The sequence below is a fragment of the Variovorax jilinensis genome, assembly GCF_030316885.1.
GTDB classification, from domain to species: Bacteria; Pseudomonadota; Gammaproteobacteria; order Burkholderiales; family Burkholderiaceae_C; genus Variovorax; species Variovorax jilinensis.
Genome location: NZ_JASZYQ010000009.1, coordinates 139,091 through 160,592 on the forward strand (window position 1 = coordinate 139,091; position 21,502 = coordinate 160,592).

Annotated in this window: 18 protein-coding genes and 2 pseudogenes; 13 read left to right on the forward strand and 7 right to left on the reverse strand. The window is 66.7% G+C overall.

What is annotated here, in order from left to right:
* Window positions 1–267 precede the first annotated feature (267 nt).
* Entirely contained in the window at window positions 268–513 is a 246-nt protein-coding gene (locus QTH87_RS23740; RefSeq protein WP_286612596.1) for a hypothetical protein, read from the reverse strand.
* A 531-nt stretch (window positions 514–1,044) separates the two neighbouring features.
* On the opposite strand from QTH87_RS23740, the pseudogene QTH87_RS23745 reads away from it, so the two are divergent.
* A pseudogene (locus tag QTH87_RS23745) lies at window positions 1,045–1,404 on the forward strand (hypothetical protein); the annotation flags it as partial.
* Between the two features lie 190 nt (window positions 1,405–1,594).
* Here the strand turns inward: QTH87_RS23745 and QTH87_RS23750 are convergent.
* Together QTH87_RS23750 and QTH87_RS23755 are read right to left on the reverse strand one after the other, a co-directional pair.
* Window positions 1,595–2,944: a DUF5666 domain-containing protein gene (locus tag QTH87_RS23750; protein ID WP_286612597.1), complete on the reverse strand. Its 1,350-nt coding sequence runs from the start codon at window positions 2,942–2,944 to the stop codon at window positions 1,595–1,597.
* Entirely contained in the window at window positions 2,941–3,843 is a 903-nt protein-coding gene (locus QTH87_RS23755) for a DUF6502 family protein (protein ID WP_286612598.1), read from the reverse strand. The genes QTH87_RS23750 and QTH87_RS23755 overlap by 4 nt, the downstream gene beginning before the upstream one ends.
* Before the next feature lie 565 nt (window positions 3,844–4,408).
* Between QTH87_RS23755 and QTH87_RS23760 the strand changes: the two genes are divergently transcribed.
* The 4 genes from QTH87_RS23760 to QTH87_RS23780 all read left to right on the forward strand — a co-directional run bounded on the left by QTH87_RS23760 (window position 4,409) and on the right by QTH87_RS23780 (window position 8,597).
* Window positions 4,409–4,720: a hypothetical protein gene (locus tag QTH87_RS23760; protein WP_286612599.1), complete on the forward strand. Its 312-nt coding sequence runs from the start codon at window positions 4,409–4,411 to the stop codon at window positions 4,718–4,720.
* 1,234 nt (window positions 4,721–5,954) lie between these two features.
* Window positions 5,955–6,437 (forward strand): hypothetical protein, encoded by a 483-nt coding sequence (locus QTH87_RS23765; RefSeq protein ID WP_286612601.1) that lies wholly within the window; start codon window positions 5,955–5,957, stop codon window positions 6,435–6,437.
* Between the two features lie 216 nt (window positions 6,438–6,653).
* Window positions 6,654–6,935 (forward strand): hypothetical protein, encoded by a 282-nt coding sequence (locus QTH87_RS23770; RefSeq protein ID WP_286612658.1) that lies wholly within the window; start codon window positions 6,654–6,656, stop codon window positions 6,933–6,935.
* A 990-nt stretch (window positions 6,936–7,925) separates the two neighbouring features.
* Window positions 7,926–8,597 (forward strand): flavodoxin family protein, encoded by a 672-nt coding sequence (locus tag QTH87_RS23780; protein ID WP_286612603.1) that lies wholly within the window; start codon window positions 7,926–7,928, stop codon window positions 8,595–8,597.
* Window positions 8,598–8,827: 230 nt separating this feature from the next.
* On the opposite strand, the pseudogene QTH87_RS23785 reads toward QTH87_RS23780, so the two are convergent.
* Window positions 8,828–9,345 (reverse strand): annotated as a pseudogene (locus QTH87_RS23785) (Tn3 family transposase); the annotation flags it as partial.
* Between the two features lie 172 nt (window positions 9,346–9,517).
* Here QTH87_RS23785 and QTH87_RS23790 point away from each other — a divergent pair.
* The 7 genes from QTH87_RS23790 to QTH87_RS23820 all read left to right on the forward strand — a co-directional run bounded on the left by QTH87_RS23790 (window position 9,518) and on the right by QTH87_RS23820 (window position 16,984).
* Window positions 9,518–9,808 (forward strand): hypothetical protein, encoded by a 291-nt coding sequence (locus tag QTH87_RS23790; protein ID WP_286612604.1) that lies wholly within the window; start codon window positions 9,518–9,520, stop codon window positions 9,806–9,808.
* Between the two features lie 457 nt (window positions 9,809–10,265).
* Entirely contained in the window at window positions 10,266–11,090 is an 825-nt protein-coding gene (locus tag QTH87_RS23795; protein WP_286612606.1) for a Crp/Fnr family transcriptional regulator, read from the forward strand.
* The gene (locus QTH87_RS23800; protein WP_286612607.1) at window positions 11,087–11,674 is read left to right on the forward strand and encodes a chemotaxis protein CheB; all 588 of its coding nucleotides are present in this window, start codon (window positions 11,087–11,089) and stop codon (window positions 11,672–11,674) included. Before QTH87_RS23795 ends, QTH87_RS23800 begins: the two co-directional genes overlap by 4 nt.
* Window positions 11,675–12,037: 363 nt before the next feature.
* Window positions 12,038–13,462 carry a collagen-like triple helix repeat-containing protein gene (locus tag QTH87_RS23805; RefSeq protein WP_286612608.1) on the forward strand — a complete coding sequence of 475 codons (1,425 nt, stop codon included), beginning with the start codon at window positions 12,038–12,040 and terminating at the stop codon, window positions 13,460–13,462.
* A complete protein-coding gene (locus QTH87_RS23810; protein WP_286612610.1) occupies window positions 13,459–15,162 on the forward strand; it encodes a ShlB/FhaC/HecB family hemolysin secretion/activation protein in 1,704 nt (567 codons plus the stop codon). Before QTH87_RS23805 ends, QTH87_RS23810 begins: the two co-directional genes overlap by 4 nt.
* A 144-nt stretch (window positions 15,163–15,306) precedes the next feature.
* A complete protein-coding gene (locus QTH87_RS23815) occupies window positions 15,307–16,074 on the forward strand; it encodes a histidine phosphatase family protein (protein ID WP_286612611.1) in 768 nt (255 codons plus the stop codon).
* Between the two features lie 10 nt (window positions 16,075–16,084).
* On the forward strand, window positions 16,085–16,984 hold the full coding sequence (locus QTH87_RS23820; protein ID WP_286612614.1) for an NAD(P)H-hydrate dehydratase: 900 nt from the start codon (window positions 16,085–16,087) through the stop codon (window positions 16,982–16,984).
* A 108-nt stretch (window positions 16,985–17,092) separates the two neighbouring features.
* Here QTH87_RS23820 and paoC read toward each other — a convergent pair whose 3' ends face one another.
* From paoC to paoA, 3 genes are read right to left on the reverse strand one after another with little or no spacing between them, the layout of a single operon-like run.
* Window positions 17,093–19,303, reverse strand: a complete 2,211-nt coding sequence (gene paoC / locus QTH87_RS23825; protein ID WP_286612616.1) for an aldehyde oxidoreductase molybdenum-binding subunit PaoC — start codon at window positions 19,301–19,303, stop codon at window positions 17,093–17,095.
* A gap of 2 nt (window positions 19,304–19,305) precedes the next feature.
* The gene (locus QTH87_RS23830; protein WP_286612617.1) at window positions 19,306–20,256 is read right to left on the reverse strand and encodes an FAD binding domain-containing protein; all 951 of its coding nucleotides are present in this window, start codon (window positions 20,254–20,256) and stop codon (window positions 19,306–19,308) included.
* Entirely contained in the window at window positions 20,253–20,900 is a 648-nt protein-coding gene (gene paoA, locus QTH87_RS23835; RefSeq protein WP_286612618.1) for an aldehyde dehydrogenase iron-sulfur subunit PaoA, read from the reverse strand. The genes QTH87_RS23830 and paoA overlap by 4 nt, the downstream gene beginning before the upstream one ends.
* 350 nt (window positions 20,901–21,250) lie before the next feature.
* On the opposite strand from paoA, the gene QTH87_RS23840 reads away from it, so the two are divergent.
* Complete coding sequence (locus QTH87_RS23840) at window positions 21,251–21,502, forward strand: helix-turn-helix domain-containing protein (RefSeq protein WP_286612619.1); 252 nt, start codon at window positions 21,251–21,253, stop codon at window positions 21,500–21,502.

The following is a 21,502-nucleotide window of genomic DNA, read 5'->3' on the forward strand; positions in this document are numbered from 1 at the left end:
CCAAGCGGAATCACGAAGAAAGCTTCCCGGCATCTGGGGCATGACCACCCTGCGTAGGCAGGCCTACGACGAAGCGCAGCATGCCCACGGCTGGGTCGACGCCCTGGAGCGTGAATGCGAGCGGCTGCTCGGCGTCATCGGTATGTACGAGAACGCGCAGGCCATCCTGCTGCCAACGCGCCGGCCTGTCAGCAAAAGAGCGCGCGGCGCGGTATTGCAAACTGCCATTGTCCCGGTTCGCACCGGGGCGCGACGAGCAGACCCGTGTCACTGGGAGCTCGCGTCGCTGACGTGCGCGGCGCACGCAATGACGCTCGCCGGACGGCCCAGCGACCGTGCCAGTCGCTGTTCAGTGACCACCAGACTTGCAAAGATGCGCAAATCGTCCTCGATCGGGCCAGACCCGTTGCTCAGCGCCTGCGCAGCAAACGCGCGAACGATTCTGTCGTGCACGGCCTCGCGCTGCAGGGTTGCCAGCATGAGATCCATCGCCGTCGCGGCGCGCCCGGTCATGCGTCGACCTCCCAAGCGGAGCGGTCGCGCCAGGCACGAGTCGGCGCTTCAAGCTCACTGATCACGGTCCTCGTACGCTCCAATGCGTGCGACATCTCGCGCGATGCAGGAGGGGATGGCTCGCGCACGGCCCATATGCTGCCGACAAGGCCGCACAGGACGGCGAGCATCGCAGCAACGTCCGGTACGACGAAGCCCCCGAGTGCGACGAACGAAGCGAGTACCTGACTGATCATTGCGAACCTGAACGAAATCTGAACAAATGGGAAAAAATCACATGCCAACCCGATTTGTCCCCTAGTTGGTTCGCCCGCCTTGTCAGACAGCACCGCCAGTGCTGTCAGACGGTCGCAAATTCCAGACATCGGGCCCGTCCTGAGGTGGTGACTGGCTTTGGTGTGCCATTGCCCTTTTCGTGATGCTGAGGCTCTCGCGCTGAGGCGACGCTGCCATTCACTCTTTCTCTGTTCACCCATGGATTCGCCGGCCTTCCCGGCACACGCACCACGGTCGACGTCGCTCGACCGACGGATGCGTCGCCAACGAGCGCATACCGAAGCGCCTCGCCTACCTCACGAAAGGGCATCCTTGAAAAAGCATTCCTTCATCGCAACCGCCGCCTTGGCACTCGTTGGCTTGAGCAGTGTCGCTCGCGCCGTCACGATCGACATCAACGTCGGGACGCCGGCACCGGTCCATGTGGTGCCACCACCGGTGTACATGGCGCCGCCGCCGCAGGTGGTGATCACGCCAGGCTGGCACGGTGACCGGTACTACGACGGTCGGCGCTATTGGAGTCGGCACGAATGGGACGCTCGCGAGCGCCACGAACGAGACCGCCATCGCCACCGCGAACCGCGTCATCACTGCCCTCCCGGGCACAAAAAAAAGGCGAGTGCTGATCGAAGCGGATCAGGACCTGGTGGCTGCTTGATGCGCCAAGGCGTTGAACGGCAGGCCGGGCGTCTGATGACTTGAGCGACTGGGACGAACCGGTTAGGTGCCAGTGCGCGCCAGGTCTTCCGCCTTCATGCGATGGCAGATCGGGCCAGGCCCGGGAATCCGCCCCGAGCCGCGACCGCTACTGAAACTCGACGAGGTCTGCCGTCAGCACGCCGTTCAAGACGGCGCTGCCGTGCACATGCACCTTGACGCCGTTGCCGAGATTGGCCGCGGTGCCGTTGCGGTAGGTGACACCGGCGCCCGAGGCATCGATCGGCTGGCCCTTCACGCGGAAGTCGGCCGCAGAGCGGAAGGCGCCGACCGTTCCGATGAGGTCGAAGGACGCCGGGCCGCCGGTTCCCGGCACATGGCGCAGCTTGAGCTTGGAGGCCTTGAGGATGCCATTGGTCATGCGGCCGCCCACCTCCACCTTGACGCCGTTCCCGATTGAGTCTGCGGGCCCGCCGGTGATCCGTGCCGCCGAGGCATCGACCTCCAGGCCGAGCACGCGCAGGGAAGCCAGCCCGGCGAATTCCGTCACCAGACCCGCGACCTGCACGGTGGTGCCTTCCGTTCGCGGGACCGGATACCAGAGCTCGACCGAAGTGGCAACCAGGCGCCCCTGCGAGACGTTGTCCGCGCGCACCCGGACGAGCGTTCCATTGGCGAGCGTCTGAACGTCAACAGCGCCGGCGCGCACCAGATTCGCGAAGTCGACGACGAGGCCTCCCAGCGCGAAGCCCTGTGCGGCCACATCGAGGCCTTGCACTGTGCCCGTGACAATCAGCGCACCCTGGGCATGCCGCTCCACCCGGGTGGCGCGCAGGGTTCCGCTCGCGCCGGGCAGGCCCCAGACCTGAACTGTGTCGCCCGGCGGAAGGGCGGCCAGGCCGAACGCATCGGCCCACACCGTGGCGGCATCGGTCGTCACGGTGGTGCCCAGCACCACGAAGCTGCCTTGCTGCAGATCGACCGACACCAAGGGACCGCGGAGGTCCGCCGCCGAGTCCACGCGAAGCGCGATGCCGCTCGTGAAATCGGCGCTCACAGGGCCCGTGACCCTGGCCGTCATGCCCAGCTGCAGGCCCGCAGGAGCGTCCTGGACATTGCTCGTCGTGCGGCTGGTGTCGTAGCGCAAGCCATTCACGATGATGCTGCCCGCGCCGTCCACGGCGCCGACGCTCGTGGCATCCGCGGTGCTTACCCCCGTCCCGCCGGACCCGACGCCACCCGAGCCGTCGTCGCCGCCCGATGCGGCAGTGGTCGTCGAGGCGCTCGCGTCATCCGCCGCGATGCCGCCGAGCCCGCCTCCTGAATCGCCGGCGGCGTTCGTCGCCGCGGCCGCTGTGGGCGCAGGGCCCGCGCCATTGCCGCCGGCGCCGGTAGCGCCGGGCGCGAACACGGCACCTCCGCCACCGCCGCCTCCGCAAGACAGGAGGAGTGCGACCGTGAGCGCGATGAGGCCGGTGCCGAGGACGTGTTTGTTCATTGGATCTTCCCTGGAGCCTTGACTTCCGACGCCGGCGACTCCGCCTCACCGGCGGCATCTTCGTAGTAGGTGTAGATGCCCACGCGGATGCGACCGGTCGCATCCTTGTCCGCGGCATCGTAGGCACTCGTCATCTCATGCGTGATGGCATGGTGCAGCTCGTTCCAGCGCTCGCGGACGAACTGCTGGATGCGCACGCAGTCGGCGGTGGTGATGCCGCCGGCAAACACCGATCGTTCGAGGAAGGGATGCTTCGCGCCAAGCGTGTTGGAGACGGCTGCCAGCAGATGGTCGCGCGTGTTGTCGCCCAGGAACGCGAGCATCTTCTGCTGGTCGTTGGCGGGAACGAAGCTGGACGTGGCGAGTTCGGCGCGGTCCCCGGACTCCTTCACCATCTTCAGACGCACCAGCTCCTCGAGGATCGTGCGGTGATGCACGTTGCCCCGGCTGGCGAAACGGGCCAGCGCCTCGAATGATGGCTCTTCCCGCTCCGGCACGATCGGCAACGACTTCAGTGCGGGGTTGTCCGCATAGGCCTGGAGCCAGAGCGTGATCGTCTTCGATTCGGCCGACATCTCCGAATGCGGCAGGTGTTCCTCGGCCACCGCTCTGACCTTGAGCGTGACCGCCTTGCGGTTCAGGCCGGTCGTCACCGACAACTGGCTGATGTTCGGCTCCACACCTTTCTCGACCCAGGCGCGACGCGCCTCGTCCACCATGATGTCGCGCAGCAAGGTCTCGAGCTGGGCGTGCTTGACCCCGAACGCGAGGCAGAGCCGCACCAGGGGCCTGAGCACGCGCGCGCATGCGGCGAGCACCCAGGCCAGCTGGCCGTTCCTGAGCTGGGCCAGTCCCTCGCGCTTGCGCAGTGCCGGCTTTTTGTGTGCTGTGTTCGTCAATCCGATCTGCTCTCCGCACCACCGCGGCTGCCGAAGAGGCGCGGGCGGTGGGCCATGGCAGGTTAACTGATCGTTACCAATTGGACAGGCACCTCAGCTTATGTCTGACAAGCCTGTTGTCTCCACTATAGGACAACCGTCGCACTGAATGTGACTTTTTCCCATTCTGTGCTTGGGGGGCTCAATGCCTGCAAATCCGGGAGTTCGGGGCGCCGTGGTCGGCGAGGTTCGACGAAGAACCGCCAAATTGCGAGGCACCCTCGAGGCTACGAGGCGCGTCCAGTCGTTCGACCCGATAGGCGCACCGCGCCGGGGGCGCGGCAGCGCGGCTGCGAGAGGAGATTCAATTGCGCATCTTGGCCGACTTTTGTTGCCAGCTCGAAGGGCGTGGCGACGGACGCTCGGAGCGGGACCTGCGGCTCTTCGCGCGCATCGCAGCGGCGGTGGAGCGGCCACGGCGAGCCTTCGAGCGCGCGAAGGCCAATGCTGCCTGCACCACCGAGTCGTCATCGCTCCGGCCGACGATACGGCTGCGGCGGGGAGACGTTCGACCAACGCCGAATTCGTGCCCACCGACATGGCGGCCGCGCGCACAAGGGTCTTCGGGAGCGCAATCGATCTGATCCGGTTGCGCCTGGGCACCGGCGCGCCCGAGGTGTGCGAGGCATGCAGCACGCTCAACATGGGTTCGGCGCGCTTCTGCAAGTGCTGCTCGCACAAGCTCAATGGCTTCTACCTGGCCCGTGGACTGGGCGCGGTGCAAGCGTCGCAATGGGACGAGCTCGCCGCGCCCCTCAGGGCGTCGGCTCTGGATTTCGCCGCCTTCCTGGTGGTGATTCATTCACTGGTCTTCATCACTGCCTTCTACCGGGCGTAGAGATGCATTCCCCTTCAAAGCATCTGTAAGGCCCCCATGACCAAATACTGCGATACCTGCTCCACGCCCAATCGGGACGGCGCCCGCTATTGCCATGGCTGCACGGGGAGGTTCTCGGGCGTTCGTTACGCTGCTGCAGCAAGGCCACCGACCACGTCGCCGCCCAGGCCGACACCCACATCCACCCGAGCGAGCGCCCCGCCGGTCGCGGCGCTCGGCATCGGGAAGACCGCGGCAACGGCCCGCACGTTCGGTGAGGCGACCGCCACGTTTCGCCTGCCTTTTCGCCTCGACATCTCGCTGGTGCTCCTGGCTGTGGGCTTGCCCCTGATGGCCGCCGCGTTCGTGACCTGGCATTCGGGTCTTGGGAATGCCCGGCTGCGACAGTTGACGACACCTGCGTCACCCGCATCCTTGCGCCAGACGGCCTGGACACCGGACTCACCCGAATCCGCAGAGGCGCAGATGCATGCGACGATGCCACCGAAGGAGACCAGCGCTCCGGCGGAGCCCGCACTGGCGCCTGCGCGGGATGATCTTCGTCCAATCAAGACGGTCGAACGGGGGTCGAATGATTTGCCGACACCGCCTGTCGTCGACGCTCCAGCGATAGCCGACGCCGAAGATCGTGCCGACGCCATCGTGCAAGCACAACCGCAGATCCGAACCCGCCCCCTGCAGTCGAGGACATTCCCGGCGATGCCTGCGCGAGCGTCCGAAGTCGCGGTGATCGCGCGTGCGCCCGTGACGCTCCCTGCCCGCCGGTCGGACAGGGAAAACTTCCAATCCGCAGGACCCTCGTCGACGACGCGCTCGCGCATGGAAACGAGCCTGCCTCGAGTCGCAACTGCAGCACCGGGCAGCCTTGCTTGCGATCGATACAACCCGTTCGGAGAACGCCTCTGCCTTGGAAGCCCGCCAAGTTCCAACGCGCAGTCGCTGCCCGTCACTCACGCGAGTCCAGCGATCAGCGGCGTTGGCGCGGCCATTGCCTCGAAGGGCAATCCGGCAGGGGCCTCAGCCAACCAGTCAAGCATCGACGCGGGCGGCAGCTCCGGTTCTGGAACCAGCGCAGCGGTCGCCGTGGCGTCAGGCACCGGCGCCTCCAGCGCAGCCGCAGCAGGCGGCGCGACCAGCGCGTCGGGCGCTGTCGGCGGCGGGCAGGCAGGTGCCAGTGCCGGGGGCCCTGGGGCGGGCGGATCGGCCGGAGGGGCAGGGGGCGCTGGCGGCGGCAGTGCTGCTGGCGCTGGTGGCACCGGGGCTGGCGGAGGTCCTGGAGGCGGCGGTGGCGGGGGCAGCGGAGCAGGCGCCGGCGGGCCTGGTGGCGGTGGCGGTGGCGGTGGCGGGGGCGGGTCTGGAGGTGGGGGCGGGCCCGGCGGTGGGGCTGGTGCCGGATCGGGCGGCGGCGGCGGCGGCGGCGCTGGTGGTGGTGGCGCAGGCGGCGGTGGGTCCGGCGGTGGTGGGCCTGGCGGCGGCGCTGGCGCTGGTGGGCCCGGGGGTGGCCCTGGAGGTGGCGGCGGTGGTCCAGGCGTTCATGGTCCGGCGGCGAGGCCGATCCGTTTTTCCTTTGCAGTGGATCCGCTCGCTTCGCGCACTTGTGCCGACACATGCGCAGCAGCGACGCTGTACCTTGATCGTCGGTGTTGATTTCGGGCGCAGCGACCAACCACTGCAGGTCCGCGATGGGGGCGCCTTTCGATGCGGTTGCTTGGCATGACGCCAGATCCAAGCCACCGTGTTGACTCTAGCAACCGTCACTCGACCAACAGCGCTGCCATCTCGATGTCAGCCTTGACGAAATTGCGCACTTCCCGCGGCGTTACCGATTCGGCCACGGTCCTTCGGGGGCATCGGTCGCGGTCTTACAGCCCACCGTCTTCCCGAACGCCAAAAATGACCATCACCCACTATCCGCGGTTGCAAGGAGCGCGACATGTTCGAGCGATACCAAGCGAAGATTGAAGAATATTGCAATTCGGCCGGATTCCAAATCCCGGTCGGCTTTGGGCGTCACGATGCGGAGCGCTACGTGGCCATCGATCTCGACTCCGAGCCACCCAAGCTGGTCGCGGCAACGTGGGCGGACGAATTGGACGTCGTGAACTATCTTGTCAAGCATGCGGCCGGCCGCAAGACCCAGGTCCTCGATTTCAAGGACCGGCGCGAACTGACATTCAATGGCAAGTCCGGTTTGTTGAAAGGCGAGGCTTTCTGAGAGCTGCTGGGTGCGCGGATGCCCAGGCGCCACTCCTGCTCCTGCTCCTCGGTGCCAGGCGGGCGATGTAAGTGGCGACGATGTCGGAGCGCAGCCCGAACGAGGCGCCGTGACGGCAGCAGCTGCGCCGCATAGCGCTCGACGGGGAAGCGAAACACGCCCCGCAGGTTGATGCCCTCCAGCCTTGTCGGCGCGATGCGCCCCGTCAACTCCGGCGGCACGCGATCTGGCGTCGGTTGGCCCACCGGTCCGGCACCGCCTGCATCTGCGCGGTATTCCAGGCCATGCTGCCTACGAGGCACGCGCACTGGAACTCGCGCGTTTTCCGGATCGTCTCGCGGCGCTGCGCCTCGAACTCGCCGATCGGCGCGCGACTAGTGGGGTTTCGACGCCCAGCGCTTCGCCCGCCATTTCGAGGCAGCATGCGCGGCCATGTGGGCACGCTATGCAGATGGCCTGGCGCCCGCAGACATCGAGGTGGCTCGATGGGGCGAAAAGCAGCCGTGAATGTCTGCTGCTGGACTCGAGAGGTCGAAGGCGTCCGGCACGACGTAGATCAGGATCGAGCCCGCGATGACCCCGTGACCAGACGGGCGCCGTCGACGGTCGCCAGCCATGTCGCCAGGCCGTCGGTGAAGGTCGGGAGATGATGTGAAAGGTGATCACGAAGCTGAACTGGATTCGCGAGAGGATCGCGGGGTCGAGCGTCATCGAATCCTTGTATGCGGTCGGCGCCAATTCGACAAGCAAGCGGGCATGACAGCTTCGACGCATCTTCCACTTAACACGTCGCAATCAGGAATAGGGCCGAAGGGCAATCCAATTGCCTCAAAGGGCAAAAACGGCCTTCGACCGCAGGAGGCATGGACACAACTGCGTGACTGCACGCATAGTCACGGCATCCACTCGAAAGCGAAGCAATGACGCGCATCTTCCGCCGACAGCCGTTCGATCTTCCCGCCCTGCGGTGCCAGCCGAAGGCAGCTTGAGATGGTCGAATCGTCGCCGCCCTCGGTTCTGATCGTCTACTACACGTACAGTCAGCAGACGTTGAGCGTGGCTGAGTCCATGGCGGGCCGTCTGCGCGAGCGCGGCTGCAAGGTTCAACTCGCCCGGATCGAATTCACGGATCCCCGCTACGCTCCACGGTTCGCGCAGTTTCCGCTGCGGCATGCCTATCGCGACATCTTCGGGATGGTGCTGCCACAATTTCGCGGCGTCACGGGACAGATTCGAATTCCGGACGCGGTCGGCGCCGGGCCTTATGACCTGGTCTGCATCGCCTCGCCCACCTGGTGGCTGCATCCCTGCATGCCGATCCGTTCGTTCCTGGAGTCCGACGCGGGCCGCACGCTCATCGGTGGCAAACGCTGCGCCGCAGTCGCCGTGGCCCATCGCTATTGGCGCGACGACCTGCGCATTCTCAAGAAGCTCATCGTGAAACAAGGCGGCGACTACCTGGACGGCAGTCATTTCACCGCGGGCGGCGGTCCGGTGGACTCCATGCTGGCGTTGTTCAGCTACCTGTCGACCGGCGTCACGAAGGAGCGCTACCTCGGCATCAGGATTCCGCCGGCGACGCTGCAGCCCAGCTATGTCGACCAGTCCCGGGCGTTCGCGGATCGACTCGCGGATAGGTTAGGACCCTCGAAAAGCTGGTAGTGCAGGGGGGCCTTAGACCATTTGGCACGCCGTCCTGCTCGCTTGGCCGGCATGCGACCGTGCCGGGGACACGGCAGCCGCGAGCGAAGTCGCCAACGGCAGCGACGCCCCACTTTCCAAGCGTCGCGTCAGATCGGGTTTGATGGCCTCGGCGTACACCTGCTGCGCATGTGCGCCTCCTGAGAGGCGGCATTCTGCACGTATGCCAACTGGGCGTTCCCTTCATGCCTGTACACCGCTCGCTGGAGTTGATGCACCGCCCCGGTTCAGTAGCGTGTGGATCTCGCGCCGGAAGTCCTCGATTGCGATGTAGTCGCACAGGAAGACGGTGCGCAGCAGCCTTCGCAGATGCTCGGCTGCTCGATGCAGGGGATCACCTTGCGCAGCCGATCCGAAGCGCTGCAGGGCCAGCGTGGCTGACACGCGCCCGGATCGAATGGACGCTGCCAGGCGCAGGAGCTCGTCCCAGCCGCGCTCGATGGCGCTGAGCGAGACGCTCCTCACGGTGACTGCTTCGAGGCCTTCCGGGATTCTGAAGACGCGCGGCAGGTGCAGTTTGCGCTCTGCCAAATCACGCAGCCGCGGACGTAGGTCAGAGCCCAGCAGCCTGGCGATGGCCATCGCCGGATTCGTATACCGGTATCTACCGCCACCAGCGACAGGCGCATGAGGTCCTCACTGCGATTGTTTGCCTCGACACCCTCGATGGCAACACCGCCTGACCTTCATTGAGCACGATGGGCTGGTCCCCGCGCTTCGTCCTCTAAGAAAATTCAACGTGGCGGCTCGACCTCAGTCCGCAAGAGGGGAGGAGGGCCAAGACCGTGCGGTTCCGCACAGTGATTGCAAGCAGAGAGCGAACTCGTGCGCAATGAACGCCACCGGACAGAGTAGCAATCGCGATTTCACTATGGTGTGTCTTGGAATTGATCCTGCGAAGCTCCATGACGTCAAATCGAATCGACGAAGAATCCGAATACTGCACGGGCTCGGTGAAAGGTAACGCGGCCATGCAATTGGTCATTACCCAGAATCCATCGACCGGGCGCTGGCAGTGGGTGTTGCAGGCACTGCATTGCGGGCCCATGGCCAAAGGCACGGGCGACTTCACGACCCGGCAGGCGCTGTTTGACAGCCTGCGCGAACTCAAGAGCAGCGCTCCTCGTTCGTTGGCCTACGACCCGTTGGGCGGCTTGTACGAAGGCGTGTGAGAGCGCCGCCGCAGGTTCAGCGCCTTTCGGCATCTGGCTTATCGAGGACCTCAACGTAGCGCGCTCCTGGCAGGCCAGCGCGAAACTCCTGAATGCTCGCGTGCGCAAGCTGCAGACTTCCAAAGCTCATCGTGCTGCACGCGACCACACTGCCATCCGCCCTTCGCAGCTCCCAGGACCAACGTCCACACAGTTCGGGAAGAACGAGAAACTTCATCTTTCCAATCACTTTGATAGCCTCCATTGGACATTGCATCGGACGACGAATCCGGTAGGACGAAGGTCAATGGAGGGCGGACAGTGCGCGGAATTGCACTAAATCGGCGTTGAAATCCAAAAGGTCGACCAAGAACTTTTGATGTGATGGACTGTAGGCCGGGATGCCGAATTGAGGATGCACGCGCTACTAAGCGTGCTACCGCACACAGTCTGGGCTGCTACAGCGGGATACTGAGTGATGGCAGGTCACATCGCACTCGCCCACAGGCCCGACGAATCCATGACGGGCCAAAATCTCCTGCTTGAGGCGTTGTCCCCCCACGCCCATACCGCTCTGCTGTCGAAACTCGAGCGGGTTCCCATGCCGCTGGGCTTGGTGCTTCAGCCGCCGCAGAGACCCATCACCCACGTCTTCTTCCCGACCACCGCCGTCGTGTCGCTGCTACACGTCCTGGAGAACGGCACCTGCTCGGAAGTTGCAGTAGTGGGGAACGAAGGGATGGTCGGGGTCCCTGGTTTCTTCGGTGGCGGCCTCAGTTCCGGCCGTGCCGCCGTGCAGATTGCGGGTGAGGGCCTGCGACTCGACTGCCTCGCTCTACGCGATGAATTCGAAAGCAAGGGCGAGGTGTTCTACCTGCTGCTGCGCTACACGGCAGCGCTGATCGCACAGATCTGCCAGACCTCAGTCTGCAATCGACATCACTCGTTGGACCAACGTCTCGCCAGGTGGCTGCTGCTTAGTCTCGACCGGGTGCAGGGCAACGCCTTTCGTATGACGCAAGAGCAAATCGCCAATCTCTTGGGCGTGCGTCGCGCGGGCATCAACGAGAGCGCGGCAAGACTGCAGCGTGACGGCGTCGTGCACTATGCCCGCGGCAGGATCACCGTGGTCGACCGCTTGGCCCTCGAGCATCGGGCTTGCGAGTGTTATGCCGTCGTCAGTGCCGAGTACGCGCGGAGGCGGCCTGTCTCCGAGGGCGGCCTCATCGCCGCCAGCCCCTGGCCCGAGGCAGACGCCGACAGTGTTGCCCGCCAGGCCTCGCTGTTCGAGGGGACCCGATGACCAAGGACAATGTTCGTGACATCGTCGTCGTGGGCGCTGCACTTGGCGGTGTCACGGCCATCGCCAAGATGGCTTCCTGCTGGCCCGCCGAGCTGCCTGCCACGGTCATCGTCGCGCTGGTGACGCCCAAGCAGCCCGCCCCGATGGTGCTGCAGATCCTCAAGGGCTATGCCCCGGTGTCGGTGGTCTACGGCAAGCACGGCGAAGTCGTCAAACGCGGCACGATCTATCTTTCGCCACCCGGCAAGCACCTATTGGTGCGCGGGGGAGGCGTCCTGCAACTGGCTGGCGTCGGGGCCTTCGAAGATAACCTTTCGTCCATTGACCGCTTGTTCATCTCGGCCGCTGCCGTCTATGGCCGCCGCTTGATCGGTGTCGTGCTGAGCGGCGAGGCCCGCGGCGGGGCGAAGGGCCTCGAAGAGATCGAGGCGGCCGGGGGCATCGGCATCGTTCAGGACCCGAAGGAGGCGGCCGAGCCGCAGCTGCCGCGCCACGTGATCGAGAACGACAGTCCGCACTATTGCGTCAAGGCCGGGGAGATCCCCGCGCTCGTCAAGCGACTGATGGCCGCGCCGCTCGACTGAATCGCACGCGGCACCTTTCGCGCCGGCACGGACACGGGCGCGCCAGCGCCGCCCAACCGAAGTCCTTGCCGCTTCCCTGCTTCTAGCGGTGCATGTCGACGGGTGCCTTCTGATCGCGACGATTTCCCCGCTCCCGCTAACACCTCCGTACTACCTGCCTGATTCAGTCAGGTGCCGTGTGAATTGGTTCACACGCGCGCGCCACGTGGGTCGCGAAAGCGCTTTGCGCACCGGCGATTCCCATGCATGCGAACCGTAAAACAGACGCGGGCCTGGCGAACGCGTGATCGACGTGTGTGCCGGGTCTGCGCGGCCCGGGACCGGACCGCGATCGGTGTTTGAACCTTCGAAATGGAGTGCAATATGAAAGCATTGGCGAAATCACGATGGAGCCCGCTCGCGTGCAGCGCAGTGGCGGTGGCGGCGCTGTCCATGTTGGGTGGCTGTTCCTCGAATGGTCGCGTGGGCTACGGCTTTGGCGGTGCAAGCGAAGCAACGCCTGGCGGGCTGGCCAGCGGCGCAGGCGCGACGGCTGACGGCGGCTCCGGTTCCGGCTCCGGCTCCGGCGCGGGCGCGGGCGCGGGCGCGGGCGCGGGTGGCGGCGACGGCACGGTGGTCGGCGGCGGCCCTGGGGGCGGTGCCGGTCCAGGCACCGGAGGCGGAGGGGGAGGCGGAGGCGGTGGAGCCGGCCCCGGCAACGTGGGGCCTGCACTCGGCGCCAGCAACGCCCTGGTCCAGTCGGCCGGGAACGTGATCGACGAAACGGGGCAACTGGTCACCTCGATCGGCAACGGGGTCGGCGTCGCAGGCGCCAACTCTCCGGCGAGCGGACTTGTTGCCGGCGCGGGCGGCGCCGTGTCGCAAACGGGCTCGGTCGTGTCCGACCTCGGCCAAGGCGTTGGCACAGGACTCGGCCAACTGGGCCGGACGCCGGACCCGTTAGGCACCACGCTGACCAGCGTGAATCCCGCCGTTCAGCACGTGGGCGGCGCCGTGTCGAGCGTAGGGGCGGGTGTCGCTTCGGTCGGCGCCGGCACGCCGGTGGGACAGGTGACGGGCCTCGTGGGCGGCGTCGTCGACAAGACTGGGGACACCGTGGCCGGTCTTGGCGCCGGGCTGGGCCAAGTGATCGACAGCGCCGGCGTGCGCAAGGTCACGAGCGGCGTGAGCGACGCGATCGTGCCGATTGACCGCGGCCTCGTGGCAACGACCCAGAAGTTGGGCGACGCGACCGGGCTCGGAAAGCCCGTCGCCGGTTTGACGACGCAAGTGGGTGGTGCCATCGCGCAACTCGGTGCCAAGGTCCCGGGTGGCCAGGTGGCCGGGGTGACGGGCGCGCTTGGCACGACCGTTGCCAGCGTGGGCCCGCTGGTCAGCACGGGCAGCACAACGCCGGCTGCGGGGAGCGCGCTGGGCGGCTTGACGGCCGGCCTGGGCGTGGGTGCGGTCGGCGGCCTCTCGGCGACACCGGCAGGCATCAGCAATGGCGCCGGCGCCGGCGTGGTGGCGGGCGTCAAGACCACCAGTGTCCCGCCCGGCACCGCCAGCGGCCCCAGCGCCGTTGCACCGGTGACCGGTGCCGTCACTGCCGTCGCCGTGCCGGTGGTGGCCGCGGTCAACACGACGGCCACGTCCGTCGTCGGGGGCGTCACCACTGTGGCCAGCAACGCCGGCGGCAGCGTCGCCGGGTTGGTGAGCGGCACCACGGCTGCGGTGAGCGGCACCACGGCTGCTGTGGGCGGCGTCGCGGGCGGCCTGATCGGCGGCCTGGGTCTGGTGCGCAGATGATGTCGGCGTCGTCGCTGAAATGGCTCGGTTGCGGCATGGCCGCAGCGATGGCCGGGGTCGCTTCGCCGGCATGGGCCCAGTCCGCGGGGGGCAACCCCCTGGACCAGATCCCGGCCGCGCGTCCTGCGCGGCCTCCGGGTTCGGCGGCGACGCCTTCCCTCGCGCTGCAGGAGCCCGCTGGGCCTGCCGCCGACGTGCTCGAGCGCAGCATCGTGCCCACGCGCTTCGATATCCAGGGAGTGAATGCACTGCCCTTCGCCCAGTTGGCGAAGCTGTTCTCTCCCCTCGTGAACCAACCCGTGACCATCGGCGTCTTGGTGGCGCTGACGCGGGAAGCCACGACCCTTTACCAGGCCAGCGGTCATCCGCTGTCCTTTGTATTCGTCCCCGAGCAAGACTTCGCCGACGGCGTGGTGCGCGTGATCGCGGTCGAGGGCTACGTCGCGAGCGTCCGCATCGAAGGCGATGCCGGGCCGGCCGAGCCCAAGCTGCGCGAGATCGCCCAACGCCTGCAGTCTGAACGCCCCTTGCGGCAGGCGACCTTCGAGCGCGTCAGCCAGTTGCTGGCGCGCGTGCCAGGGATCGAGCTCGATGCCACGGCAGCCTTGCCGGCACGCACCGACGGCGCCACCGAACTGGTGCTCAAGGTTCGTCGCCAACCCTTCAATCTCTCGCTCGGCGCCGACGTGCGGCAGCCGACCTCGCGCGCCGTGCTCAACGGCGTAGTCAACGATCCCTTCGTGTCGGGCGGCCAACTGAGCGCCTCGACGCTGCTGCGCGACCCCCAGGACGAGCGTCTTCTGTCGCTCGGCTACACCCAGCTGATCGGCGGTGATGGCTGGCAGCTCAGCACGAGCTACTCGGACTACCGCGGTTATCCCGACGAGCAACTGGCCCGCGGTGCGCCACTTGAGCGTTTCAACACCAACAAGCGCCTGGACGCCTCCGCGGGCTACCCACTTATCCTCGATGCCCGGACCAGCCTCGTGCTCAAGGGTGGGTTCTATGCGGTGGACAACGTCGACCGCTACAGCGAGCGCGCCACCGGCGGCGAGTTGACGAACGACTCGCGGGTGCGCGCCATCTATGCGCAGGGCGTCTACGCGGATGCGCGCCCCGACCGCACGCGAGGACTGAGCGTGTTGCTGGCCCAAGGCATCGACGGCGCCGGTGCGCGCGACCAGATCACCAGCAACATCGCCGGCCTGTCGGGGGTCGGTGGGTCGAAGCCGGACTTCACACGCATCGCGATCGACGCGAACCAGCGCGACCGCTACGCCAACGACTGGGGCACCGCCTTCGCCGTCGGCGGGCAGTACAGCGGCGATTCGCTTGCGACCTCCGAGCGGGTGTCCTTCGGGGGTGCGCACTTCGGCCGGGCCTATGCGCCGGGCGACGCAGCGGGCGACTCGGGCTGGGGCGCGAGCGTGGAAGTGAACCGGATGCTCCGCATCGAGGGGACATGGCTCAAGCAGGTGGAGCCCTTCCTGCTGGTGGAAGCCGCCGAGGTGAGCAGCCAGCTCTTCAGTCCGATGCCCGCGCATTTGCGCTCGGTGGCACTGGGCGTGCGGCTGTCCGACAGCCGGCACTACAGCCTGGATCTGGCGGTTGCCAAGCCGACCGGTGATCCGTCATCGACCAATCCGCAGCGCAAGCTGCGCGTGGGATTGCTGCTGAGCTATCAGCTCGCCGCACGCTGAATCCGGAGGAGGCAAGCGGCTAATACCTCTGCGTACCTGCGCCGTTCGCCTCCGACGCTGCGCGAAGCGGTGTTCGCCTACGGAGCGCCGTCTGGAGTCGCTCTACATTGCTTGTGTTCAATTCAAACCAAAGGCCGCCCTGCCATGCATGCCAATTGGCCCGAGACGCTGTGGATCGTGCGACACGGACAAAGCGCCGGGAACGTGGCGCGGGACGCTGCCGAATCCGGCGGCCTCGCGGTCATCGACCTCGCGTGGCGCGACATCGATGTTCCGTTGTCGACGCTTGGCAAGGCGCAGTCGACGGCACTCGGTGAATGGTTTGCACGGCTGCCGAAGCATGAGCAGCCGGAGGTGGTGGTCTGCTCCCCCTACCTGCGCGCCCTCGAGACCGCGCGGCTCGTGACCGAGCGCTGCGGCCCTGGCGCCGACCCGGCAAGCCTGCGGGTGGACGAGCGACTGCGCGAAAAAGAATTCGGCATTCTCGACCGGCTGACCAAGTTCGGCATCCAGCAAAGGCACCCGGAGCTCAACGAGCAACGCCTGCATGTGGGGAAGTTCTACTTTCGGCCGCCGGGCGGCGAGAGTTGGTGTGACGTGATCCTGAGGCTGCGCAGCCTGCTGGAGATGATCACGCGCGAATACGGCGGCCGCCGGGTCCTCGTGGTGGCGCACCAGGTGATCGTCAACTGCATGCGCTATCTGCTCGAGCACATGGACGAGCACCAGATCCTCGACATCGATCGGCAGGGTGACGTGCCCAATTGTGCGGTGACCTCCTACCGCGCGACCCGCAGCGGCGGCGAGGCCGATGTGCTTCAGCTGGACCTGGTCAACTTCCTTGCGCCGCTGCAGGAAGCCTCTACGCCCGTGACGCGCGAGCCGGACCAGCCGGCAGCTGCCAAACCCTGACCCTGGCGACATGAAGGTGCACGCCCCGTCTGCGAAGGCCTTGACGCCAGCCCTGCTCGCGCGCTGGCCTTTTCCGAATCACGGCGTCGACGCGGACAAGGAGGCACGGGGCCACGTGCTGGTGATCGGCGGCAGCGTCGAAACGCCCGGTGCGGTCGCGCTGGCCGCTATCGCCGCGCTGCGTGCGGGCGCCGGAAAACTGACTGTCGCGGTGCCTGCGAGCGTCGCGCAAGGCCTGGCGCTGACGATTCCGGAATCGCGCGTCATCGGCCTGCCGCAGTCGACCGGCGGCTCATTCCTGGCCCAGGGTGCCGACAAGCTGGCGCCTCTGGCGGGCGGTGTCGACGCGGTGGTGCTCGGACCCGGCATGTTGGATGCACCCGCCAGCCTCGCCTTCGTTCGCAAGCTGCTGTCGCACTTCCCGCACAGTACTGTCGTGCTCGACGCCTTTGCGATGGGCGTCGTCGAGCAAGGCGCCCTGGATCCGCGTGTGATCATGACGCCACATGCGGGAGAGATGGCGAAGCTGTCCAGCACGACCAAGGAGGCGGTCTGCGATGACCCGTTGACCTCGGCGGTCGCGGCGGCGACTCTGTGGAATGCCTGCGTCGTGCTCAAGGGCGCCTGCACTTTCATCGCGCAAGCCGATGGCACGACCTGGCGTCACGAGGGCGCAACTCCGGGTCTGGCGACGTCGGGCTCGGGCGACACGCTGGCCGGCCTGATCGGCGGGCTGGCCGCACGGGGCCTGACGCCTCCAGTGGCAGCCGCGTGGGGCGTTGTCATTCATTCACGGGCAGGGGAGGTGCTGGCGCGACGCTATGGCCCACTGGGCTTCCTGGCAGGCGAGTTGTCGGCGGAATTCCCCAAGCTGATCCATGCAGCCCATCACAGGCAGCGAAGGCCATAGCTGTCGGCGAGGTCCGGACGGAGGGTCTCACCCGACTTTCGGATCTGTGCATGGCTACACCGCGCCGCGCTGGCGTAGCGCGTTGCCCCGTCGCGCGTACTACTCGCCTCACACCACAGGCGGGAGCCCATCGAGCAGCTTTTCCAGGGTGATCGGATAGCTTCGCACACGAACGCCGGTCGCGTTGTAGACGGCATTGGCCACCGCCGCGGCAACGCCGCACATGCCGAGTTCGCCCACGCCCTTTGCTTTCATAGGAGAAGAAGTCGGATCCGTCTCGTCCAGGAAGATCACGTCCTGATGGGGGATGTCAGCGTGCACGGGCACCTCGTAGCCCGCCAGGTCATGATTGACAAAGAAGCCGTGCCGCTTGTCGACTGCCAGTTCCTCCATCAGTGCACCGCCGACGCCCATCGTCATGGCGCCGATCACCTGGCTGCGGGCAGCCTTCGGGTTCAGAATGCGCCCGGCGGCGCAGACGGCGAGCATGCGCCGCACGCGCACTTCGCCGGTTGCAGTGTCGACCCCGACCTCCACGAAATGCGCCCCGAAGGTCGATTGCTGGTACTTCTTGTCGAGGTCACCGTATTCGATGCCGTCCTCGGCCACCAGGCCATTTGTACCGGCTGCCTTGCCGAGCGCTACCACGCGCCCGCCGGCACGCACCATGCTGTCCGAAAACTCCGCTTCGCCCGGCGGCATGGCCAGCGCCTTCGCAACCGCCTCGCGCAACTTCATACACGCCGCGTAGACGCCCGCGGTCGAGTTGTTGCCGCCCCACTGGCCGCCCGAGCCGGCCGACACAGGAAACGCGGAGTCACCAAGCTGGACTCGCACATCTTTCAGCGGTACGCCGAGCGTCTCGGCAGCGGTCTGCGCGATGATCGTGTACGACCCGGTGCCAATGTCCGTCATGTCGGTTTCCACGGTGACTACGCCGCGGTTGTCGAGACGAACGCGCGCGGCCGACTTCATCTGCAGGTTGTTGCGGAACGCTGCGGCGACGCCGGTGCCCACCAGCCACTGTCCGTCGCGCTGCTGCCCTGGTCGCGCATTGCGCTTGCTCCACTCGAAGCGCTCGGCCCCGGTGCGCAGGCACTCGATCAACTTGCGCTGCGAGTACGGCCGCTCCGGCTTCTCGGGATCGACCTGCGTGTCGTTGAGGACCCGAAACTCGACCGGGTCGACGCCCAGCTTTTCGGCCATCTCATCCATCGCGATTTCCAGGGCCATCATTCCCGGCGCTTCGCCAGGTGCGCGCATCGCATTGCCCTCGGGCAGATCCAGTACGGCGAGCCGCGTGGTCGTCAGGCGGTTCGCGCCGGCATACAGCAGCCGGGTTTGATTGACGGCCGTCTCCGGCTGACCGTCGGGCAGGTCGCCGGACCAGCCCTCGTGGGCCATGGCGGTGATCTTCCCGTCCTTGTTGGCTCCAATGCGAACGCGCTGGATGGTCGCTGGCCTGTGCGTCGCGTTGTTGATCATCAACGGACGCTGCAGCGCCACCTTCACGGGGCGCCCCGCCGCCCGCGCGCCCAAGGCCGCAAGCACCGCATCCGCGCGCACGAAAAGCTTGCCGCCGAAGCCGCCGCCGATGAAGGCCGACACCAGGCGGACCTTGACCTTCGGAATGCCCAGCGTCTTGGCGACATCGCCGACGCCCCAGGCAATCATCTGGTTTGAGGTCCAGATGGTCAGCTTGTCGCCCTTCCAGACCGCAACCGATGCATGCGGCTCCATCATGGCGTGCGACTCGTCGGGCGTGGTGTACGTCGCATCGAGCTGGACGGGGGCCGAGGCAAAGGCGCCCGCGAAGTCGCCGACTTTGGTTTCAGGTTCACCGGAGGAGGGGTTCGGCTTTGGGAGCTGCGCCGCCCCCATTTCTTCTTTCAGATCGAAACGCCCCGGCGAACGCGTGTAGTCGATGCGAATCAACTGCGCCGCAGCGCGCGCCTGCTCGAAGGTCGTCGCCACAACAAGCGCCAGTGCCTGATGGTAGTGGTCGATTTCCGGCCCGCCCAAGAGCTTCGCCGTGTTGTAGTCTCCCTTGCCGAGCTTGCCGGCATTGCGCGCGGTGACGATGGCCAGAACGCCCGGTGCGGCGCGGGCTGCAGCGAGATCCATGGAAGCGATGCGTCCTTTGGCAATGCCTGAACCCACCACATAGCCATAGGCGGCGTTGGGTGCCTCGGCGTTGCGTTCGTAGGCGTAGCGAGCGGTGCCGGTAGTCTTGACGGGTCCATCGATCCGGTCGGTCGGCTTGCCGATGACCTTGAGTTGGTCAATGGGATTGTTGGTGGCAGGCGTGTCGAATTTCATGCTCAGCTCCTCGCTTGAATCAAGGCGGCGGCAAGCGAGCGCTCGGCCAATGGCAGCTTGAAGGCGTTCTCGTGAGTGGGCTGGGCGCCGGCCAGCAGCTGAGCGGTCACTGCCTTGGCGCCTTGCGGCATCGCCGCCTCTGCGGCCTCTAGCCGCCACGGCTTCGGTGCCACACCGCCAAGCGCCACGCGGCCTGAGCCGTCGCGCTGCACGATCACCGCCACCGATACAAGTGCGAAAGCGTAGGAAGCCCGGTCCCGAATCTTCCGGTAGATCTGCGTGCCGCCGACCGGAGGCGGCAGCGTGACGCCGGTGATCAGTTCGTCCCGCTCCAGCATGGTGTCGATGTGCGGGGTGTCGCCCGGGAGGCGGTGAAACTCGGCAATGGGAATCACGCGCGTGCGGCCATCGGGACGGATCGTTTCGACGCGGGCGTCCAGCACGCGCATCGCCACGGCCATGTCGCTGGGATTGGTCGCGATGCAGGCCGTGCTCGCGCCGACCACCGCGAGCTGGCGGCTCACACCGCCCATGGCACTGCAACCGCTGCCGGGCTTGCGCTTGTTGCACGGCTGGTCCGTGTCGTAGAAGTACGGACAGCGGGTGCGCTGCAGCAGGTTGCCGGCCGTGGTCGCCTTGTTGCGCAACTGGCCGGAGGCGCCCGCCAGCAGCGCTCGGGACAGCACCCCGTAGTCTCGCCTCACGCGCTCGTCCGCGGCCAGGTCGGTGTTGCGCACCAGCGCGCCGATGCGCAAGCCGCCCTCTGGCGATGGTTCGATCTTGTCCAGGCCCAGCCCATTGACATCGACCAGGTGCGTCGGCACCTCGATCTGCAGCTTCATCAAGTCCAGCAGGTTGGTGCCCCCGGCGATGAACTTCGCACTGGGATTTCGCGCGACAGCGTCCGCTGCCTGCGCTGCCGACTGCGCCCGCTCGTAGGTAAACGGCTTCATGCCCTGCTCCCTGCCACCTCGGTGACGGCGTCGACGATGTTGGAATAGGCTCCGCAGCGGCAGATGTTGCCGCTCATGCGCTCGCGCAGCTCTTCGGCGGACAGGAGGGGACGCGAATTGAGGTCGACAGTCACATGGCTGGGAACACCGCGTTGGATCTCGTCGAGAACCGCGACTGCAGAGCAGATCTGGCCCGGTGTGCAGTAGCCGCACTGGTAGCCGTCATGCTTGACGAAAGCCGCCTGCATCGGGTGCAGGCGGTGCGGGGTACCCAGTCCCTCGATCGTGGTGACCTTCGCGCCCTCGTGCATGACGGCGAGCGTGAGGCAGGAGTTGATCCGCCTGCCGTCCACGATCACCGTGCAGGCACCGCACTGCCCGTGGTCGCAGCCCTTCTTGGTACCGGTGAGGTGCAGGTGCTCTCGCAGTGCGTCCAGCAGGGTCGTACGCGTATCGAGCGACAGCGTGTGACCGGTGCCGTTGACGCTGAAGGAGACCTTCATCTCAGGCGATACCGCTGCGGCGGAAGCGGCTGGCGCGGTCGCCGACGTTGCCGCCGGTGCAGACGATACCGCCGCGGCGGTCGCGGCGCCCGCAAGGAGCGCCTCGCGTCGCGTGATCAAGGGAAAGACGGGACTGGCCATGTCGGCTCCTGTTCATCGTGGTTCGGGTCGTTGACGTTCGCCCGTTTTGAGCAGTCTGCGCGCCGGGTGACCGGCCGCCATGTCGGACGGTCACCCGTTGTGGCCTGGGCACGGAACGCGCTGTGAAGGAGTGGAATGTGGCCAAGGACGCTGGGGCGACCTCGGTGCCGTGCGTTGGCACGCGCCCAGGCATCGGGTGTGGCCCCTGTCCAGCGCGACTTGCCTGGAAGTCCCGACCTGAAAATCCCCTGGATCAGAGGCAAGGGACTCGGGCAGCCCGGCCACGTGTTGCGCCCGCGATGGGCGCTTGTGGGTGACGGGCCGCGCCGCCCCAGAGCGACAATGCATGCATGACCCAAGGAAAGCGCATCTCTGCAGACATCGGCGAAAACGCCTTGCATGCCATCAGGGAACTGGGAACAGCAGCGAAACTGGCCCGGAGCGCGGCCGGTGAAGGTCAGGCGGCCGCCGCGGCGCGCCTGGGCGTGCATGTGCAGACCATCGGCCGCATCGAGGCCGGCGAGCCCGGCGTCGCCATCGGGCACGTGATGGGCCTGCTCGCGCTCTATGGCATCGGCGTCAAGCTGCAGCCAGGCCGCTGA

What these genes read in the sequence shown, in the direction of transcription:
- QTH87_RS23805 (WP_286612608.1), top strand. Translation starts at nt 12,038, where the DNA reads ATGAAAGCATTGGCGAAATCACGATGGAGCCCGCTCGCGTGCAGCGCA.
- QTH87_RS23820 (WP_286612614.1), top strand. Translation starts at nt 16,085, where the DNA reads ATGAAGGTGCACGCCCCGTCTGCGAAGGCCTTGACGCCAGCCCTGCTC.
- QTH87_RS23800 (WP_286612607.1), top strand. Translation starts at nt 11,087, where the DNA reads ATGACCAAGGACAATGTTCGTGACATCGTCGTCGTGGGCGCTGCACTT.
- QTH87_RS23795 (WP_286612606.1), top strand. Translation starts at nt 10,266, where the DNA reads ATGGCAGGTCACATCGCACTCGCCCACAGGCCCGACGAATCCATGACG.
- paoA (WP_286612618.1), bottom strand. Translation starts at nt 20,900, where the DNA reads ATGGCCAGTCCCGTCTTTCCCTTGATCACGCGACGCGAGGCGCTCCTT.
- QTH87_RS23810 (WP_286612610.1), top strand. Translation starts at nt 13,459, where the DNA reads ATGATGTCGGCGTCGTCGCTGAAATGGCTCGGTTGCGGCATGGCCGCA.
- QTH87_RS23780 (WP_286612603.1), top strand. Translation starts at nt 7,926, where the DNA reads ATGGTCGAATCGTCGCCGCCCTCGGTTCTGATCGTCTACTACACGTAC.
- paoC (WP_286612616.1), bottom strand. Translation starts at nt 19,303, where the DNA reads ATGAAATTCGACACGCCTGCCACCAACAATCCCATTGACCAACTCAAG.
- QTH87_RS23770 (WP_286612658.1), top strand. Translation starts at nt 6,654, where the DNA reads ATGTTCGAGCGATACCAAGCGAAGATTGAAGAATATTGCAATTCGGCC.
- QTH87_RS23740 (WP_286612596.1), bottom strand. Translation starts at nt 513, where the DNA reads ATGACCGGGCGCGCCGCGACGGCGATGGATCTCATGCTGGCAACCCTG.
- QTH87_RS23750 (WP_286612597.1), bottom strand. Translation starts at nt 2,944, where the DNA reads ATGAACAAACACGTCCTCGGCACCGGCCTCATCGCGCTCACGGTCGCA.
- QTH87_RS23815 (WP_286612611.1), top strand. Translation starts at nt 15,307, where the DNA reads ATGCATGCCAATTGGCCCGAGACGCTGTGGATCGTGCGACACGGACAA.
- QTH87_RS23840 (WP_286612619.1), top strand. Translation starts at nt 21,251, where the DNA reads ATGACCCAAGGAAAGCGCATCTCTGCAGACATCGGCGAAAACGCCTTG.
- QTH87_RS23830 (WP_286612617.1), bottom strand. Translation starts at nt 20,256, where the DNA reads ATGAAGCCGTTTACCTACGAGCGGGCGCAGTCGGCAGCGCAGGCAGCG.